The 18,315-nt window shown below is 65.9% G+C and carries 18 protein-coding genes; 5 read left to right on the top strand and 13 right to left on the bottom strand.

The window, feature by feature from the left end; genetic code table 11:
• Positions 1-66: 66 nt before the first annotated feature.
• The 3 genes from CAG31_RS01495 to CAG31_RS01505 form a co-directional block, all read right to left on the bottom strand.
• Positions 67-1,218: a TDT family transporter gene (locus CAG31_RS01495; RefSeq protein WP_085577701.1), complete on the bottom strand. Its 1,152-nt coding sequence runs from the start codon at positions 1,216-1,218 to the stop codon at positions 67-69.
• A 105-nt stretch (positions 1,219-1,323) separates the two neighbouring features.
• A complete protein-coding gene (locus CAG31_RS01500; protein ID WP_085577702.1) occupies positions 1,324-1,635 on the bottom strand; it encodes a cupin domain-containing protein in 312 nt (103 codons plus the stop codon).
• 52 nt (positions 1,636-1,687) lie between these two features.
• Positions 1,688-2,875: an MFS transporter gene (locus tag CAG31_RS01505; protein WP_085577703.1), complete on the bottom strand. Its 1,188-nt coding sequence runs from the start codon at positions 2,873-2,875 to the stop codon at positions 1,688-1,690.
• A 91-nt stretch (positions 2,876-2,966) separates the two neighbouring features.
• Between CAG31_RS01505 and CAG31_RS01510 the strand changes: the two genes are divergently transcribed.
• Positions 2,967-3,509 (top strand): TetR/AcrR family transcriptional regulator, encoded by a 543-nt coding sequence (locus tag CAG31_RS01510; RefSeq protein ID WP_085577704.1) that lies wholly within the window; start codon positions 2,967-2,969, stop codon positions 3,507-3,509.
• Between the two features lie 265 nt (positions 3,510-3,774).
• Positions 3,775-7,245, top strand: coding sequence for a hybrid sensor histidine kinase/response regulator (locus CAG31_RS01515; protein WP_085577705.1), 3,471 nt, complete (start codon positions 3,775-3,777; stop codon positions 7,243-7,245).
• 148 nt (positions 7,246-7,393) lie between these two features.
• Here the strand turns inward: CAG31_RS01515 and rmuC are convergent, their stop codons facing one another.
• Positions 7,394-8,758: a DNA recombination protein RmuC gene (gene rmuC, locus CAG31_RS01520; RefSeq protein WP_170930046.1), complete on the bottom strand. Its 1,365-nt coding sequence runs from the start codon at positions 8,756-8,758 to the stop codon at positions 7,394-7,396.
• 175 nt (positions 8,759-8,933) lie between these two features.
• Positions 8,934-9,257: a hypothetical protein gene (locus CAG31_RS01525; protein WP_085577707.1), complete on the bottom strand. Its 324-nt coding sequence runs from the start codon at positions 9,255-9,257 to the stop codon at positions 8,934-8,936.
• 959 nt (positions 9,258-10,216) lie between these two features.
• Between CAG31_RS01525 and CAG31_RS01535 the strand changes: the two genes are divergently transcribed.
• The 3 genes from CAG31_RS01535 to CAG31_RS01545 all read left to right on the top strand — a co-directional run bounded on the left by CAG31_RS01535 (position 10,217) and on the right by CAG31_RS01545 (position 12,612).
• Positions 10,217-10,438 carry a hypothetical protein gene (locus CAG31_RS01535; RefSeq protein ID WP_085577708.1) on the top strand — a complete coding sequence of 74 codons (222 nt, stop codon included), beginning with the start codon at positions 10,217-10,219 and terminating at the stop codon, positions 10,436-10,438.
• A gap of 273 nt (positions 10,439-10,711) precedes the next feature.
• The gene (locus CAG31_RS01540) at positions 10,712-11,194 is read left to right on the top strand and encodes a hypothetical protein (protein ID WP_085577709.1); all 483 of its coding nucleotides are present in this window, start codon (positions 10,712-10,714) and stop codon (positions 11,192-11,194) included.
• Between the two features lie 146 nt (positions 11,195-11,340).
• A complete protein-coding gene (locus tag CAG31_RS01545) occupies positions 11,341-12,612 on the top strand; it encodes an OmpP1/FadL family transporter (RefSeq protein WP_085577710.1) in 1,272 nt (423 codons plus the stop codon).
• Positions 12,613-12,860: 248 nt separating this feature from the next.
• Here the strand turns inward: CAG31_RS01545 and CAG31_RS01550 are convergent, their stop codons facing one another.
• The 8 genes from CAG31_RS01550 to cobU all read right to left on the bottom strand — a co-directional run bounded on the left by CAG31_RS01550 (position 12,861) and on the right by cobU (position 18,255).
• Positions 12,861-13,421, bottom strand: coding sequence for a glutathione peroxidase (locus CAG31_RS01550; RefSeq protein WP_085577711.1), 561 nt, complete (start codon positions 13,419-13,421; stop codon positions 12,861-12,863).
• A gap of 65 nt (positions 13,422-13,486) precedes the next feature.
• The gene (locus CAG31_RS28630; protein ID WP_256575453.1) at positions 13,487-13,609 is read right to left on the bottom strand and encodes a hypothetical protein; all 123 of its coding nucleotides are present in this window, start codon (positions 13,607-13,609) and stop codon (positions 13,487-13,489) included.
• Complete coding sequence (locus CAG31_RS01555) at positions 13,606-14,805, bottom strand: MFS transporter (RefSeq protein ID WP_176243855.1); 1,200 nt, start codon at positions 14,803-14,805, stop codon at positions 13,606-13,608. The genes CAG31_RS28630 and CAG31_RS01555 overlap by 4 nt, the downstream gene beginning before the upstream one ends.
• Before the next feature lie 61 nt (positions 14,806-14,866).
• The gene (locus tag CAG31_RS01560) at positions 14,867-15,271 is read right to left on the bottom strand and encodes a MarR family winged helix-turn-helix transcriptional regulator (protein WP_085577713.1); all 405 of its coding nucleotides are present in this window, start codon (positions 15,269-15,271) and stop codon (positions 14,867-14,869) included.
• A 105-nt stretch (positions 15,272-15,376) separates the two neighbouring features.
• Positions 15,377-16,108: an adenosylcobinamide-GDP ribazoletransferase gene (locus CAG31_RS01565; RefSeq protein WP_085577714.1), complete on the bottom strand. Its 732-nt coding sequence runs from the start codon at positions 16,106-16,108 to the stop codon at positions 15,377-15,379.
• Position 16,109: 1 nt separating this feature from the next.
• Positions 16,110-16,685, bottom strand: coding sequence for an alpha-ribazole phosphatase family protein (cobC, locus tag CAG31_RS01570; protein ID WP_085577715.1), 576 nt, complete (start codon positions 16,683-16,685; stop codon positions 16,110-16,112).
• Positions 16,682-17,737, bottom strand: coding sequence for a nicotinate-nucleotide--dimethylbenzimidazole phosphoribosyltransferase (cobT, locus tag CAG31_RS01575; protein WP_085577716.1), 1,056 nt, complete (start codon positions 17,735-17,737; stop codon positions 16,682-16,684). Before cobT ends, cobC begins: the two co-directional genes overlap by 4 nt.
• Positions 17,734-18,255 carry a bifunctional adenosylcobinamide kinase/adenosylcobinamide-phosphate guanylyltransferase gene (gene cobU / locus CAG31_RS01580; RefSeq protein ID WP_085577717.1) on the bottom strand — a complete coding sequence of 174 codons (522 nt, stop codon included), beginning with the start codon at positions 18,253-18,255 and terminating at the stop codon, positions 17,734-17,736. The genes cobT and cobU overlap by 4 nt, the downstream gene beginning before the upstream one ends.
• Positions 18,256-18,315 lie beyond the last annotated feature (60 nt).

The following is an 18,315-nucleotide window of genomic DNA, read 5'->3' on the forward strand; positions in this document are numbered from 1 at the left end:
GGCCTGGATACGGTTATTGGAGTCTCGAACCGCGATCCAGGCCACACCTTACCTAAACTTTGCCGGTCATTTCTTCAAACCTGCAATGCAGGGCGACACGAACAGCTCGCCGCGCCAGGCGCCCTGCAGGGTGCGTTTGCCGACGATCAGCCACATCACCGCCAGCAGCGCCACCAGCAGGCAGCCCGCCACGCTGAAAAAGCCCAGGTGCAGCGTGCCGGCCAGTTTCAGGGTCGCCAGCGAGTACACACCTAGCGGGAAGGTGAAACCCCACCAGCCGAGGTTGAACGGGATGCCGTCGCGCAGGTAACGCACGGTGATCAGCAGCGCCATCAGCATCCACCACAGGCCGAAGCCCCATAGGGTGATGCCGGCCACCAAGCCCAGCCCCGAGGCGACCTCGCCGACGCCCGGCAGGCCGTTGGCGGCGAAGATCGCCGGCGCATCGCCGCCCAACAGCAGCATGCCCAAGGCGCCGGTGCCGATCGGACCGAGGGCGAGCCAGCTCGACGCGGCCATGCTTTCGTGGGGCAGTTTGTGCAAAGCCATGCGCAGCAGCAGGATGGTGAGGATGCTGAACGCCACCGGCAGGGAAAACGCCCACAGCACGTAGCTCGTCGCCAGCACCACCAGTTGCGCGTGGGCGTCGGCCAGATGCGGCGCGAGCAGGCCGCCGCTGGCCGCCGCCACTTCCGCCGCCACCACCGGCAGCAGCCAGACGGCGGTCATCTGATCGATACTGTGTTCCTGGCGGGTGAACATCATGTACGGGATCAGCACACCGCAGGCCAGCGACATCGCCACGTCCAGCCACCACAGCGCCTCGGCCAGGTGGATCACCCCCTCGCCCCAGCGCGGCAGGCCGAACGCCAGGAAACCGTTGATGATCGTCGCCAGCCCCATGGGAATCGTGCCGAAGAACATCGAAACCGTGGAGTGCCCGAAGATCCGCCGTGCCTCGTCGAAGAACAGCACCCAGCGCGCGGCGTAGGCAACGGTAAACAAGGTGAACAACAGGATGTTGAACAGCCACAGCCCTTCGGCCACGGCGTGCAGGCCGGGAACGGACACCGGCAGTTGCGCCAGCGCCAGGGCGAGCACGCCGGTGCCCATGGTGGCGGCGAACCAGTTCGGGGTGAACTGGCGGATCGCCTCACGCGGGTGCTGCAGGTGGCTGAAGGGTTTGATGCCGGGTTTGGCGGTGTTGGGGCAAGTCATCATGAACTCCTGTCCTCTGGTGAGGTTGGAACCATGATAGATCCGGATCGAATATCTATATAACGGGTAATTTCTCTATCTGTTATCTGTTCTACAGATAAGCAATCAGACGCTGCCTTCCGTTTCGATCACCAGAATCCGCGCTTCGCCCTGAGGATGGGCGACATGCTCGGTGCCGACCGAGGCGTAGAAAATGTCGCCCGCCTCCAGCAGCACCTGCTGCTCCTGGCCCTGTTCGCGGTAGCGCATCTGCACGCGGCCATCGAGCACCACGAACACTTCCTCGCCATCGTTGACGTGCCATTTGTAGGGCTGATCCGTCCAGTGCAGGCGCGTGGTGATGCCGTTCATGCTGGCGATGTCCAGGGCGCCCCAGGCGCGTTCGGCGGTGAACGCCTTGCTGCGGATGATCTTCATGGGTCGTTCCGTGAGAGAAGTGGCCGGCCAAGGCTAACCGAATCCGCCGCGCTTATGGAACGCCGCACGCCTTCACCGCCTGGGGACGGAAGCTGACCAGCAGCGCGCCCACCGCCAGCACGATCAGCACCGCGCCGTAACCGTCGGTGGTGGCCAGCAGGCCCAGGCTGCGGGTGAAGTGCCCCGCCAACAGCGCCGGCAGGCAGAACGCCAAATAGCTGAGCACATAAAAGGACGACATCAGCCCGGCCCGCTCGTGGGGCAACGCCAGCGGCACCAGGCTGCGCACTGCGCCGAGGAAACCTGCGCCGAATCCGCAGCCGGCCACCAGCGTGCCGAAGAAGAACAGCGACAGGCTGGCGCTGTGCACCCCCAGCAGCATCAGCACCACACCGCTCGGCAACAGGCTGGCGCCCAGCTGCAGCGCCCGGCCTGCGGGCCGGTTGCGCAGGGTGAAGATCATCAGGGCGCCGGTCACGGTCAACGCGGCCACGGTTGCCCCGCCGATCAGGTTGGAGGTGGAACCGGTCGCCGTGCGCACCAGCGACGGGGCCAAGGAAGCGTAGAAGCCGCCCAGCGCCCAGGTGGCGGTGTTCAGCGGCAGCACCCGCCACAAGGTCGACCGGGCCTGGACCGGCACATGCAGGGTCGGCCGCAACGAAGCCCAGGCCCCGGCCTGCGGGGTGACGCTCTCAGGCAGGCGCCAGACGTACGCGGCCTGCAACACAAACAGCGCCAGCAGCAGCCAGTAGGTCAGCTGCAACGGCGCCGGGGCGAACTCCACCAGCACGCCGCAGCCCATGGCGCCTGCCGCCATGCCCAGCAACGGCGCCACGCTGTTGATCAGCGGCCCCTGCACGCGGTCGGTGTCCAGCAACGTGGCGCTCAACACCGCCGTGGCCATGCCCGTGGCGAAGCCTTGCAAGACCCGCGCACCGATCAGCCAGGCCACACTGTCGGCATAGATGAACGCCAGCATCGCCAGGGCGTTGAGCACGGCGGCGGCGAAGATCACCGGCTTGCGTCCCAAGTGGTCCGACAGCGAGCCGACGGTCAGCAGCGCCGCCAGCAGGCTCAAGGCGTACACGCCGAAGATCAGGGTCAGCACCGCCGCCGAGAAGTGCAGGTGATCCTGGTACAGGTGGTACAGCGGCGTCGGCGCCGTGGAAGCGGCGAGAAAACTGAGCAGGGTGATCGCCAGAAACCACAGGCTGGAACGGTTCGAAACAGGGCTGGTCATGGGCACGCTCCTTAAAAGCTAATTTTTTGCTTTTGCGGAGTGTGCGCCCGGTTTTCGCTTAAAGCAAATTCTTTGTGTTAAGGTCGCCGCCATGCCTATCAAAGAAAGCAGCCGCCCCGGCGGCCGAAGCGCCCGGGTGCAGGAATCGATCCACTGCGCCGTGCGCGCGCTCCTCCAGGAACAGGAGCGCTCCACCGTGACCGTCCCGCAGATCGCTGCGCGGGCCGGGGTCACGCCCTCCACCATCTACCGGCGCTGGGGCGACCTGGCGGCCCTGCTGGCCGACGTCGCCCTCGCCCGCCTGCGCCCCGAAAGCGATCCGCTGGACACCGGCAGCCTGCGCGGCGACCTCCGCGCGTGGGCCGAGCAGTATCTGGACGAGATGAGCTCCGAGCCGGGGCGCAACGTCATGCGCGACGTGCAGGCCAGCGCCACGCCGGGGTTCTGCATCGCAATCATCGCCGACCAGTTGCAGACCATCGTCGACCGCTATCCGGACGACTCGCCGCCCTCGGTGGATCACCTGATCAACCTGGTGGTGTCGCCGACGGTGTTCCGCATCCTGTTCGCGGCCCAGCCGCTGGAAGTGGAAGCGCTGCACCGGCTGATCGACATCGCGCTGCGCCAGGACTGACACCGCAGAATCTGTGGGAGCCAGCCTGCTGGCGATGACGGCCTGCCTGACACATCGATGCCGGATGGGCCGCCGCCATCGCGAGCAGGCTCGCTCCCACATTGAAATGCGGCGCACGTGTCGATGCGCTCACCGCAGAACCGCCCGGTTCCCCGCCTGCGACACCCCGCCGCGCCACGACCTTGGTCGACACTGACTAACCGCGGCACTCGTGCCAGACTGTCTGACCGGGCACAGGTCCGGGCGTGTTCTGTCGGGAGTGCTCATGTCGTTGTCCACCGGGCTGATTGCCATCGTCGCCCTGGCCTATATGGCCATCATGTTCGCCATCGCGTTCTACGGCGACCGCCGCAGCGCGCCGCTGCCGCCGCGGATGCGGGCCTGGGTGTACAGCCTGTCGCTGGCGGTCTATTGCACCAGCTGGACGTTCTTCGGCGCGGTCGGCCAGGCCGCCGAACAGCTGTGGTCGTTCCTGCCGATCTACCTGGGGCCGATCCTGCTGTTGCTGGGCGCCCCGTGGGTGCTGCAAAAAATGGTGATGATCAGCAAACAGGAGAACATCACCTCCATCGCCGACTTCATCGCCGCCCGCTACGGCAAATCCCAATCCCTGGCGGTGGTCGTGGCGCTGATCTGTCTGGTCGGCGTCCTCCCCTACATCGCCCTGCAACTCAAAGGCATCGTGCTGGGCGTCAACCTGCTGATCGGCGCCGGTGCCGACGCCATGGGCACCCGCGCCCAGGACACCGCGCTGATCGTGTCGCTGGTGCTGGCGCTGTTCACCATCGTGTTCGGCACGCGCAACCTCGATGCCACCGAGCACCACCGCGGCATGGTGCTGGCGATCGCGTTCGAGTCGCTGGTCAAGCTGTTCGCGTTCCTGGCGGTGGGCGCGTTCGTCACGTTCGGCCTGTACGACGGCTTCGACGACCTGTTCAACCAGGCCATGCTCGCCCCGCGCCTGGAGGAATACTGGAAGGAAACCATCAACTGGCCGTCGATGGTGGTGCAGACCGGCGTGGCGATGATGGCGATCATCTGCCTGCCCCGGCAGTTCCACGTCACGGTGGTGGAGAACATCGACCCGCAGGACCTGCGCCTGGCCAAATGGGTGTTTCCCGCCTACCTCGCCCTGGCGGCGCTGTTTGTGGTGCCGATCGCCCTGGCCGGTCAGATGATGCTGCCGAACTCGGTCATTCCCGACTCGTTCGTCATCAGCCTGCCGCTGGCCGAGGCGCACCCGGCGCTGGCGCTGCTGGCGTTCATCGGCGGCGCGTCGGCGGCCACCGGCATGGTGATCGTCGCCAGCGTCGCGCTGTCGACCATGGTCTCCAACGACATGCTGCTGCCCTGGCTGCTGCGCCGCAATAACGCCGAGCGGCCGTTCGAAGTGTTCCGCCAATGGATGCTGTCGGTGCGGCGGGTCAGCATCGTGGCGATCCTGCTGCTGGCCTACGTCAGCTACCGCTTGCTCGGCTCCACCGCGAGCCTGGCCACCATCGGCCAGATCGCCTTCGCCGCCGTCACCCAACTGGCCCCGGCCATGCTCGGCGCGCTGTACTGGAAGCAGGCCAACCGCCGCGGCGTGTTCGCCGGCCTCGCCGCCGGCACATTCCTGTGGTTCTACACCTTGATCCTGCCCATCGCCGCCCGCAGCCTGGGCTGGTCGCTGGACAGCTTTCCGGGCCTTGCATGGCTGGCCAGCAACCCGCTGAACCTGCCGATCACCCCGCTCACCCAAGGCGTGGTGCTGTCGCTGGCGGGCAACTTCACCCTATTCGCCTGGGTCTCGGTGCTGTCCCGCACGCGGGTGTCGGAACACTGGCAGGCCGGACGCTTCATCGGCCAGGAAATCAGCGCACGGCAGAGCGCCCGCTCGATGCTGGCGGTGCAGATCGACGACCTCTTGAAACTGGCGGCGCGGTTCGTCGGCGAAGAGCGGGCGCGGCAGAGCTTCATCCGTTTCGCCTATCGCCAGGGCAAGGGCTTCAACCCGAACCAGAACGCCGACGGCGAATGGATCGCCCACACCGAGCGCCTGCTGGCCGGTGTGCTGGGCGCCTCATCGACCCGGGCGGTGGTGAAGGCGGCCATCGAAGGCCGGGAGATGCAGTTGGAGGACGTCGTGCGTATCGCCGACGAAGCCTCTGAAGTCCTGCAGTTCAACCGTGCGCTGCTGCAAGGCGCCATCGAGAACATCACCCAGGGCATCAGCGTGGTCGACCAGTCCCTGAAACTGGTGGCCTGGAACCGTCGCTACCTTGAACTGTTCAACTACCCGGACGGGCTGATCAGCGTCGGCCGGCCGATCGCCGACATCATCCGCTACAACGCCGAGCGCGGCCTGTGCGGCCCAGGCGAGGCGGAAGTCCACGTCGCCCGGCGCCTGCACTGGATGCGCCAGGGCCGCGCCCACACCTCCGAGCGCCTGTTCCCCAACGGCCGGGTGATCGAACTGATCGGCAACCCGATGCCCGGTGGCGGGTTCGTGATGAGTTTCACCGACATCACCGCGTTCCGCGAAGCCGAACAGTCCCTGACCAAATCCAACGAATGGCTGGAGCAGCGGGTCAGCGAGCGCACCCAGGAGCTGTCGCAGCTCAACGTGGCGCTGACCGAAGCCAAGGGCACCGCCGAGGCGGCCAACCAGTCGAAAACCCGTTTCCTGGCCGCCGTCAGCCACGACCTGATGCAGCCGCTGAACGCCGCACGGCTGTTCTCCGCCGCTCTCTCCCACCAGGACGACGGCCTGAGCCCGGAGGCGCAGAAACTGGTGCAGCACCTGGACAGCTCCTTGCGCTCGGCCGAGGACCTGATCAGCGACCTGCTGGACATTTCCCGCCTGGAGAACGGCAAGATCAATCCGGACCGCAAGCCGTTTGCGGTCAACGAACTGTTCGACACCCTCGGCGCCGAGTTCAAGGCGCTGGCCCAGGAACAAGGCCTGAATTTCCGCGTGCGCGGCAGCCGCCTGCGCATCGACAGCGACAGCAAGCTGCTGCGGCGGATCCTGCAGAACTTCCTCACCAACGCCTTCCGCTACGCCAAGGGCCCGGTGCTGCTGGGCGTGCGCCGCCAGGCGGACGAAGTATGCCTGGAGGTGTGGGATCGCGGGCCGGGCATTCCGCTGGACAAGCAGCAAGTGATCTTCGAGGAATTCAAGCGCCTCGACAGCCACCAGACCCGCGCCGAAAAGGGCCTGGGCCTGGGCCTGGCGATCGCCGACGGCCTGTGCCGGGTGCTCGGCCACACGCTGCGCGTGCGCTCCTGGCCTGGACGCGGCAGCGTGTTCAGCGTCAGCGTGCCGCTGGCCCGCACGCAAGCGGCGCAACCGGGCGTCGTGCCCGAGCTCAACGGCAAGCCGCTCGGCGGCGCGCAGGTGCTGTGCATCGACAACGAGGACAGCATCCTGATCGGCATGAACAGCCTGCTGACCCGCTGGGGCTGCCAGGTGTGGACGGCGCGCAACCGCGATGAGTGCGCAGCGCTGCTGCGCGAGGGCATCCGCCCGCAATTGGCGTTGGTGGATTACCACTTGGATCACGGCGACACCGGCACCGACCTGATGGCGTGGCTGCGCACGAACCTGGGCGAACCGGTGCCCGGCGTGGTGATCAGCGCCGACGGCCATCCGGAGACGGTGGCGCAGGTGCATGCGGCGGGACTGGATTACCTGGCCAAACCGGTGAAGCCGGCGGCGCTGCGGGCGTTGTTGAGTCGGTACCTGCCGCTGTAGCGGTCAGCCGGGTTAGGTGGCGGCAGTACGGACGCCATCGCCAGCAGGCTGGCTCCCACAAGGGACCGCGGGTGGCCGCAGGGTTCCTGCACACCCCTAATCCCTGTGGGAACTGGCTTGCCAGCGATGGCGGCGAAGGCCTGTGGGCCTATTCCGGCAATTCGACCAGGCCGTCCGCGTCGGTCATGGCGCGTTCCAGCAGGTCCGCCGGCAGGCTCTTGCTGGCCCGGGCGCCGAGCAGCTTGAGCTGTTCGCTGCGGCTGACCAGGTTGCCCCGGCCCTCGGTCAGTTTGTTGCGCGCGGCGCTGTAGGCCTTGTCCAGTTGCTGCAGGCGGTTGCCGACCTCGTCCAGGTCCTGGATGAACAGCACGAACTTGTCGTACAACCACCCGGCGCGCTCGGCGATTTCCCGGGCGTTCTGGCTCTGGCGCTCCTGCTTCCACAGGCTGTCGATCACCCGCAGGGTGGCCAGCAGCGTGGTCGGGCTGACGATCACGATGTTGCGGTCGAAGGCCTCCTGGAACAGCGTAGGCTCGGCCTGCAACGCAGCGGAGAACGCCGCTTCGATCGGCACGAACAGCAAAACGAAATCGAGGCTGTGCAGGCCCTCCAGACGCTTGTAGTCCTTGCCGGCCAGGCCTTTGACATGGCTGCGCAGGGACAGGACGTGCTGTTTCATGGCGGCCTGGCGCAGGCCCTCATCGTCGGCGGCGACGGACTGCTGATAGGCGGTCAGGCTGACTTTGGAGTCGACCACCACCTGCTTGTCGCCCGGCAGGTAGATGATCACGTCCGGCTGGAACCGTTCACCGTCGGGGCCCTTGAGGTTGACCTGGGTCTGGTACTCGCGGCCCTTCTCCAGCCCAGCGTGCTCCAGCACCCGCTCCAGGATCAGCTCGCCCCAGTTGCCCTGGGTCTTCTGGCCCTTGAGGGCGCGGGTCAGGTTGGTGGCTTCGTCGCTCAGGCGCAGGTTCAGCTGCTGCAGCCGCTCCAGTTCCTTGGCCAGCGAGAAACGCTCGCGGGCCTCGGCCTGATAGCTTTCCTCGACGCGCTTCTCAAAGGACTGGATGCGCTCCTTCAAAGGATCGAGCAGTTGGCCCAGGCGCTGCTGGCTGGTTTCGGCGAAGCGCTGCTCGCGCTCATCGAAGATCTTGCCCGCCAGTTCGGCGAACTGCGCCCGCAGCTCGTCGCGGGAACCCTGCAGGTCATTGAGGCGTTGCTGGTGGCTGTCCTGCTGTTCGCGCAGCTCGGCGCCCAGCGAGGCGGCCTGGGCGTCCAGGCGGCGCAGCTCGGCGTCCTTGCCGGCGCGTTCGAGGTTCCAGGCATGGGCGGCGTCACGAGCGTCGTCGCGGTCGATCTGCAACAGTTCGACTTCCCGGCGCAGCGCGGCCAGTTCCACCTGCTTGGCGGTGTTGGCCTGGCCGAGGTCGACGATTTCGTCACGGCAGGCATCGAGCTGCGCGTTGAGGCCGTCCTGGGCCATCTGCGCCATCGCCAACCGTTCCTCGAGCAGCGCGATATCCGCCTGACCGACACTGGCCCGGCGCTGCAGCCGCCAGGCCAGCGCCAGCAGCGGCAGGCCTGCGCCCGCAAGGCCCAGCAGCAGGCTGGTCACGTCCATCGCCATCGTCATTCCCGCCGATCAGATAAAGCCTGAAGGTTAACCAAGGCGTCCGGTCTTGGACAGCTCAGTCTTCGAGCAAGCCAAGCTCGCGCTGCGCGCGGCGATCCCCGGCGCGGGCAGCCTGGCGCAACAGGTCCTGGCCGATGCGACGGTCCCGGGCATTGCCGCACTCGCGGCACATCAACTGGCCGAGCCGGCTCTGCGCGGCCACCACCCCTTCGCGCGCCGGCTGCTTGAGCAAGCGGCCGGCCAGGTGCTTGGCGTTGCGGCTGTCGCTCAGGCGCGGGCTGTCCAGCAGCCATTCGGCCACACGGACGGAAAATCGCTTGGGAGCGGTGACACGGGGTGATGGGGAAGGAACGGCGTCTGATACTGAGCGAAACTTCATAAAGCACTGTGGGACGAATCGGAAGGCGCGCCACTCTACTCTTTTTTTCGCACAGGTAAAGCCGAAAAAATCCCGGCACGCCCGTGCTAGAGCAAGCGCTAGGGACAATCCACAGAAGCTGTGGATAACTCAGTGGACAACCGCCCTCCAACCCCCGCAAAGCCTTGTGGAACGGGGCTCGCAGTCAAACTGACGATTTTTTCACCAGCAAAAAAAAGCGATGTTTTTCATTGACTTAAACTTTCGACGCAGGCAGCCACCGGGGTCAGGATCGTTGTGACAGCGCGGTGACAGTCTGCGCAACTAATGTGCACAAGTACCGGTTGGGCGGTTATATGGATGCGCCGTTTCGGGTCGTTTCGGCAGCCGGGCCTTCGCGACCGCTCTGGCCCGCTCGTTCGCGCGACGCCTTTGCGCGACCGCCGGTCGGAAGGCGGGCGATTTCGGGGCGAGCCTTTCCGGAATGGGCGCTGGCTGACCTGCGCAAGGACTTTTTTGTGTCTTTCGGTTTGCATTGCGCGACCGGTTCGGTTAGCATCCGCGCCGTTAGTACCAAGCTGAAAGTCAATTCCGGTCGAACACATCCTCGCGGTCAGCCTTCTCCCAAAGAAGCCTCCACCGAAAAAACAGGATCGACCCCTCGATGGTTTCCAGGTAAATCCTGCGCCGGCACAGCCTCGAACGAAGGCCAAGCGTGTCGCGACACAGCGTTACTCTGACCGAACCAACCTGCAGATTGATCAGGATCTTCACCCTGGGCCATGGACCTCTGCCCTTGCTGTGTTGCCTGTCCTCCTAAGTACCTACCTGCCAGCCCGAGCGCGCCAAACCTTATAGCGCTTCAAACTGGCTGCCTTGTTCCAGCCGGGTTCTTCGTTCGACCGATGGCGGTCGTCGTTACTGGAACGTTTTAACGTTGCACGGATCTGATCCGTGTCATATGCAGGAACACCCATAACATGTCTCATATCCAGACTCAGGATGCCATTCGCACCCTCACCAACGCTTTTGCACCGATGAACTGCCTGATCCTGGCCGCCCGCAAAGGCTGCTTCAGTTTCACCCTGGTCAACGAACACGGGATCGCCCGCCACAGCGAGCGTCTGTACCCCGATCAATACTCCAGCGCCGAACCGCTGCAGGCCGTGATCGACCGCACCCGCCAGGCGCTGACCGCCTGAACGGCCGCAACGCCGCAAAAGCCAAGGCCCCGCCGATAACGCGGGGCTTTTTATTGCCCGATGTTTCCCGATGGGGCCGAACCGGTTAAGTCCGATCCGGCATAACGGTTATAACGGCCGTTCGGAAATATTGTAAAAACAGGCCTTTACGCCCTGAATATGACACTACACTTCAACTCAAGCGGCATGAACCGCTTCCGGCGGGCCTGATTCGTTCCACAGCTGCCAAGCACCCGGTCAGGCCCGCCGCCACTCCAACGATCCGAGGGCTTTATGGGTATCGCCGCAAGCGAACTGTGCCGTTTCGTGATCCGTCCCACGCTGATCTACCTGGGACGCCACTGCGCCACCGCCGAATCCCTGCTGCTGGGCATCGCCGCCAGCCAGTCCGCCCTCGGCTCCGCCCTGCATGACCGCCGGGGCCACGGGCTCTACCGGATCGCCGAGCACCGTCACCAGGCCCTCTGGGATCATTACCTGGCGCTGGATCCGGAACGCGCCAGCCTGGTGCGCGGCCTGGCCAGCCAGCATGCCTTCCTCAGCGGGCCGCACCTGGAACTGACCGTCAACCTGCGCTATGCCACCGCCATCGCCTGGCTGCTGGTGGAAGAACAGAACCCTACCCTCCCCGACCCGGACGACCTGCTGGGCATGGCGCGCATCTGGCGCCAGACCTTCCAGCCCCAGGGTCGCCTGCGGGATTTCACCTGCGCCTGGCAGGCCTGTGTTTCACCGCTGAATCAAGTCGCTTGCTGACCCGCCGGTTCCGGAAGATCGTCCATCACGACGCCAATCTGGTCGGATTGTCCTACAAAACCGCTCTAACTCAAGGTATACGGGCTCTGGCGCCCGGACGAAAATGTTGGTAATTTTCGCCCCGGTGATCACCAGGAGTTCTAATAATGAAAAAAGTCATGCTCAAAACCACCCTTAGCCTTGCCGTTTCCTTGGCATCCACCCAGCTTTTCGCAAGTGGCTTCGCCATCAACGAACACAGCATCAGCGGGATGGGGACTGGGTACGCCGGGCGATCTTCTTCTGCCGACGACGCAAGCACCGTTTACGGCAACCCTGCCGGCATGTCGCGCATCAAGCGCGAACAGGTCACCGGCGGCGTTGCGTTCCTCGACGCCTCGACCGACATCAGCCACGGCAGCTCCAGCCCGAACAGCGGGAGCAACAAAGGCGACATGGTGCCCTTCACCTCCGTACCTATGGGCTACTACGTCAAGCCGATCGACGAGCATTGGGCCTTCGGCCTTGGCATGTACGTGCCGTTCGGCCTGATCACCGACTACGAAAACGGCTTCGCCGGCCGCTACTTCGGCAGCAAGTCGGAAGTGAAGGTCATCACCCTGCAGCCGACCGTCAGCTACGCCTTCAACGACAAGGTGTCGATCGGTTTCGGCCCGACCATCAACCGCATCGACGGCTCGCTGGAATCCAACCTGTCGATCACCCAGGCTGCGCCGGACGGCAAGGTCAAGATCAAGGGCGACGACACCGCGCTGGGCTACAACATCGGCGTGCTGGTGCAGGCCACCGACAGCACCCGCGTCGGCCTGACCTACCACTCCAAGGTCGACTACAAGCTCGAAGGCGACACCAAGGTCAACTACGGCGTGCTGGGCGCAATCGGCCTGGGCGCCAGCCAGAAGTACGACGCTTCGCTGAAGATCACCACCCCTGAGTCCGCCGACCTCTCGGTCACCCAGGCGATCAACGATCAGTGGAACGTCTACGCCGGCACCACCTGGACCCGCTGGAGCCAGCTGGAGAAGATCACCGTCAAGAACTCCGGCGTGCAGCCGCTGCTGGCCGGCCAGTTCGGCGAAATCACCGAAGAGCAGAACTGGCACGACACCTGGGCCTACGCCATCGGTACTTCGTACCAACTGAACAAGGAATGGGTGCTGCGCACCGGCTTGACCTTCGACCAGTCGCCGACCAACAACGTCGACCGTTCGCCACGCATCCCGACCGGCGACCGGACCATCTTCAGCATCGGCGCCGGCTGGAGCCCGACCGACGACCTGACCATCGACGTCGCGTACTCCTACCTGAAGGAAGAGACCGTCAAGATCAACAACAGCAACGACCGTGGCCAGTCCTACAGCTCCAAGTACGACAACTCGGCCAACGGCTTCGGCATCGGCGCGACCTACCGCTTCTGATGGCCTGCGGCGAGGCTCACCCCTCGCCCACAAAAAAGCCCCGCTGTCCTGTGGACGCGGGGCTTTTTCATGCCTGCGATGTTTGGCCTGCTCGCGCTGGAGGCGGTGGATCCGGCCTCGATCCGCGACCGACCGCCATCGCCAGCAGGCTGGCTCCCACAGGGTTCTGCGGTGACCACAGCCCCCGCATTCACCCGAAATTCCAGGAGCCAGCCTGCTGGCGATGGCGTCAGTCAGGGCGTCGCCGCTCACTGCCCAAGCGGCTTGGACGCAATCGCCTTCTCGATCGCCGCCAGGAACTCAGGATCATCCGGTTTGGTCAGGCTGGAGAAATTGGCGATCACCTTGCCCTGGCGGTCGACGACGTACTTGTAGAAATTCCACTTCGGCGCACTGCTCTGCTTGGCCAGCACCTGGAATAGGTGGGTGGCGCCGTCGCCGCGGACCTTCTGCGGTTCGGTCATGGTGAAGGTCACGCCGTAGTTGGCGTAGCAGACCTTGGCGGTCTCGGCGCTGTCCTTGGACTCCTGCTTGAAGTCGTTGGACGGCACGCCGAGCATCTCCAGGCCCTGCGCCTTGTAGCGTTGATTGAGGGCCTCAAGGCCTTCGAACTGCGGGGCAAACCCGCAGAAGCTGGCGGTGTTGATCACCACCAGCGGTTTGTCGGCATAGCGTTGGCACAGGTCGACGGACTCCTTGGCCCGCAGCTTGGGCAAGGAGCCTTGCAGCAGATCCGGGCAATCCGCCGCCCGGACCACTCCGGTCAACGCCATCAGCAACGCAGGAACAGCACACCAGCGCATCAGCATGTCGGGCTTCCTCGGGCAGTCGTCAGACCCCGACGTTACTCGCCCACCAAGCCTCCCCGCAAGCGCTAGCAGACGCTCATGCCCAGCTGCATCAGCGCCAGGCCGCCCCGCAGCCAGCCCCACCACACCAGCGCCAGCAGCGCGGCGCCGAGCGCGATGATGGCGACCTGCGGCCACAGGCGCCTCATGCGGCGCTCATGCCCGCTTGCAGGCGCGCCACAGGGCGCTCGCGCACAGGCCAGTTCAGGGCCGCCGCCAGCAGACTCAAGAGGATCGCCACCTGCCAGATCAAGTCATAGCTCCCGGTACGGTCATACACCACCCCGCCCAGCCAGCCGCCGAGGAACGAGCCGAGCTGGTGGAACAGGAACACGATGCCGCCCAGCATGGACAGGTTGCGCACGCCGAACAAGGTCGCCACCGTACCGTTGGTCAACGGCACCGTCGACAGCCACAGGAAGCCCATCGCCATGCCGAACAGGTAGGCCGACGTGGTGGTGACCGGCAGCCACAGGAACAGCACGATCACCACCGCGCGCAACAGATAGAGCACGGTGAGCAGGCGCGGCTTGGACATGCGCCCGCCGAGCCAACCGGCGGTGTAAGTGCCGAAGATGTTGAACAAGCCGATCAGCGCCAGCACCGTGGTGCCGACGGTGGCCGGCAAATGCTGATCCACCAGGTAGGCCGGCAGGTGCACACCGATGAACACCACCTGGAAACCGCAGACGAAGAAGCCGAACGCCAGCAACCAGAACCCAGAGTGCGAACAGGCTTCGCGCAGGGCTTCGGACAGCGTCTGCTCATGGCCGTGAACCGGCAGCGGCTTGTCCTTGAGCATGGCCACCAGCGGCACGATCATCGCCACCAGCAGGCCCAGCGCCAGCAAGGCCATCGACCAGCCCAGCCAGCCGATCAGCCCGAGGGTGCCGGGCAGCATGGCGAACTGGCCGAAAGAGCCTGCGGCACTGGCGATGCCCATGCCCATGCTGCGTTTTTCCGGCGGCACGGCCCGGCCGACCACGCCGAGGATCACCGAGAACGAGGTGCCGGACAGGCCGATGCCGATCAGCAGCCCCGCGCTCAGCGACAGGCTCAGCGCCGAGTCGGACAGCCCCATGCACACCAGACCGACCGCGTAGAGCACGCCGCCGACCAGCACCACCTTCGCCGCACCGAAGCGGTCGGCCAGCGCACCGGTGAACGGTTGCGTCAGGCCCCAGATCAGGTTCTGCAAGGCGATGGCGAAGGCGAACACCTCACGCCCCCAGCCGAACTGGGCGCTCATCGGCGACAGGAACAGGCCGAAGCCATGCCGCACGCCCAACGACAACGCCAGAATCAGCGCACTCCCCAGCAACACCCAACCGCACGCACGCCACATCGAACTCATTGTTGTTCTCCAGTCACGGGTATATACCCGCTTAAAGTCGGAAAAACCGGCGTCACGCCAGTTCGTCCAGCAGTCTCAGCAAGGTTTCACGCTTCTCGGCGCCCAGTCGGTCGATCAACCGCTGCTGCGCCGCTTCCCAGGCCGGCAGCGCCGCCGCCAGCCGCTGCGCACCGGTGTCGGTGAGCTTGACGATACGGTTGCGCATGTCTTCGCCCTCGGTGAGCGCCACCAGGCCCTCGCCCTCCAGCACCCGCAGGTTGCGGCCCAGGGTGCTGCGGTCCAGGCCCATGGCCTCGGCCAGTTCGGAGATGCTCGGTTGATCCAGCCGCTGCAGGTTGCAGAGCAGAGAATACTGGGCAACGTTGATCCCGAAGCCGTCGAGGGCGCCGTCGTAATGCCTGCTGACGCCACGGGCGGCGCGACGCAGGTTGGTGCACAAACATTGGGAAGGAAGCATGATGCGTGTATATACCCGCGACTCTGTTAAATCAAGTTACATGTGGTTTTGTTCAACAACATTTCCGATGGCCGCGAAGGGGCCGATCGATCCGGTGCGGGGCCTTCAGACCAGCGCCAACCCCACCAGCACCGCCATCTCCGTCAATTCCAGCAACGCCCCGGCCGTATCGCCCGTGGTGCCGCCCAGCCGCCGCACCATCAAGCGCCGCACCCAGACGAACACCCCGACCGCCACCAGCAGCGCCACAGCGCCCTCAAGCCCGGCCACTGCCACGCACGCCAGCGCGCAGGCCGCCAACACCCACCACCCGGCCCTGCGCGGCAGGTAATCGGCCAACGCCTGACCCAGGCCGCCGGCACGCACATAAGGCGTGGTCAGAAACAGCCCCAGCAACGCAGCACGCCCGATCAGCGGGACGATGATCAGCACCAAGCCCTGCTCCTGCCCGATCACCGCCAGCAGCGCAGCGAACTTGAGCAGCAACACCAGCACCAGCGTCACCACGGCGATGGGCCCGCTGCGCGGATCCTTCATGATCGTCAGCGTGCGCTCCCGGTCGCCGAAACCGCCCAGCCAGGCATCGGCGCTGTCCGCCAGCCCGTCGAGGTGCAAGGCGCCGCTGAGCAGCACCCACGCCGTCAGCAGCAGCGCACCGTGCAACAGCGGCGGCGCACCGGCCAGCGCCAGGTCCAGCGCCCACAGGATCACGCCGAACAGCAAGCCCACCAACGGATAGAACAGCAGCGAACGGCCCAGCGCCTGAGGCGCCGGCATGCCCGGCAAGCGCACCGGCAGGCTGCTGAGGAATTGCAGGGCGATCCAGAACGGCAGCATGTCAGTCCACTTCCCGAAGCGATCCGTCGGCCTCGACGATCAACGAAAACAAGCCGCCATGACCGACCTCGACGGTAAGCAGTTGTTCACGCGGCAAGCCACGGGCCCTGGCCAGCAGCAAGCGCATGACGCCGCCATGGGTGACCAGCAGCAGCCGCTCGCCGGCGTGGGCCGCCTGCAACCGCGCCACCGCCGCCAGCACCCGCGCCGAAAAATCGCTCACCGGCTCGCCCTGCGGCGGCGTGAATGCGTACGGATCGGCCCAGAACCGCTCCAGCGCCTGGGCATCGGTTTCCATCAGGGCTGCGGCGCTCTGCCCTTCCCAGGCGCCGAAGTGCAGTTCCTGCACAGCCCCGTCCAACGTCAGCGGCAGATCCAGTTGCCCACGCAGCTCTTGCGCGAACCGCGCGCAGCGCTGCAACGGCGAGCTCACCAGGCGATCCCACGGCCCGCGCCCGACCACCGCCGCGCGCATCTGCGCCCAGCCCTTGTCGGTCAGCGCGTCATCCAGGCTGCCGCGCAAGCCGCCGCCCAGCTCGGTTTCACCGTGGCGCAGCAGATCCAGACGCAAGGTCATGCGGGGCGATCCGCCACAGCCGCTTCGGCGAACGTCGCCATCTGCCCGTGCAGGTCGCAAGCCAGGCGCAGCAACGGCACCGCCAGCGCGGCACCGCTGCCCTCGCCCAGACGAAGGCCGAGTTCCAGCAGCGGTTCGGCCTGAAGGGCTTCCAGCACGTGCCGGTGGCCCGGCTCGGCGCCGCGATGACCGAACAGCAGCCACTCGCGGCAGGCCGGGTTCACACGGACGGCGACCAGCGCGGCGACGGTGCAGATGAAACCGTCCACCAGCACCGCGACGCCTTCCTGGGCACACGCCAGGTACGCACCGACGAGCGCGGCGATCTCAAAGCCGCCCAGGTTGAACAAGGTCTGCAGCGCATCGCCGCGCTGGGCCTTGTGCAAGGCCAACGCCCGCTCGATCACCTGCGCCTTGTGGCTGACGCCCTCGGCGTTCAACCCGGTGCCGGGCCCGGTCAGGTGCGCCACCGGGCAATCGAGCAAGGCGCAGGCCAGCGCACTGGCCGCCGTGGTGTTGCCGATGCCCATTTCGCCGCCGATGAACAGTTGCGTCCCTGCGGCTTTGGCCCGCAGCACGCTGTCGCGGCCGGCCTGCAAGGCCTGCTCGCCCTGGGCACGGGTGATCGCCGAAGTTTCGACAAAGTTCGCGGTGCCTAGGCCCAGGTTCAAATGACGCACGCCCGGCAGCTCCAGGGCCGGCGTCACCGTCCCCAGGTCCACCACTTCCAACTGCGCATCGAGCCTTCGTGCCAGCACGCTGATCGCCGCACCGCCGCTGACGAAGTTCAGCAGCATCTGCCCGGTGACCTCCTGCGGATAGGCGGAAACCCCTTCGGCCACCACCCCGTGGTCACCGGCGAAGATCGCGATCCACAACCGGTCGAGGCACGGCTTGACCTGCCCCTGCAGCCCGGCCAGCTGCACCGCCACCGCTTCGAGACGGCCGAGGGAACCGGCGGGCTTGGTCAGTTGCTGTTGTCGCGCCGCCGCCTCGGCAACGGTGTCGGCATTCACGGGTCGGCACGGGGCGCACCACCAGGCTTGGGTCATAGGGCAGGTCCTTTCAGAGTCAGGGGCAGGCCGGCGACCGTCAGCACCACACGCTGACAACGTTCGGCCAGGGCTTGATGCAGCCAACCGGCTTCATCGACATAGCGGCGAGTCAATTCGCCCAGCGGCACGACACCCATTCCGGTCTCGTTGCTGACAAAAACGATGTCGCCCGGCAACGTCGCCAGGCAGTCCAGCAGGGCTTCGCGCTCGGCGGCCAGGCGTTCGGCGTCGTCGAGCATCAAAAGGTTGGTGAGCCACAGCGTGAGGCAGTCCACCAGCAGGCAGCGCCCGACGCCGGCGTTCTCGCGCAGCACGCGGGCCAGCGCCAGCGGCTCTTCGATCAGGCCCCATTCGGCGGGACGGCGGGCGCGGTGATGGGCCACCCGCTCGCTCATTTCACCGTCCAGCGGTTGGCTGGTGGCGATGTAGGTGACGGCCAGGCCGCTGTCGGTGGCGAGTTTTTCCGCCAGGCGGCTTTTGCCGGAGCGGGCGCCGCCGAGGATCAGTTGGAGCATGAGGACATCCTGAACAATGTACGGTGAGGCAACCGGGCCTTTCGCAGGCTCACCCGCGAA

Source organism: Pseudomonas sp. R25(2017) (genome assembly GCF_002112565.1).
Lineage (GTDB): Bacteria > Pseudomonadota > Gammaproteobacteria > Pseudomonadales > Pseudomonadaceae > Aquipseudomonas > Aquipseudomonas ekonensis.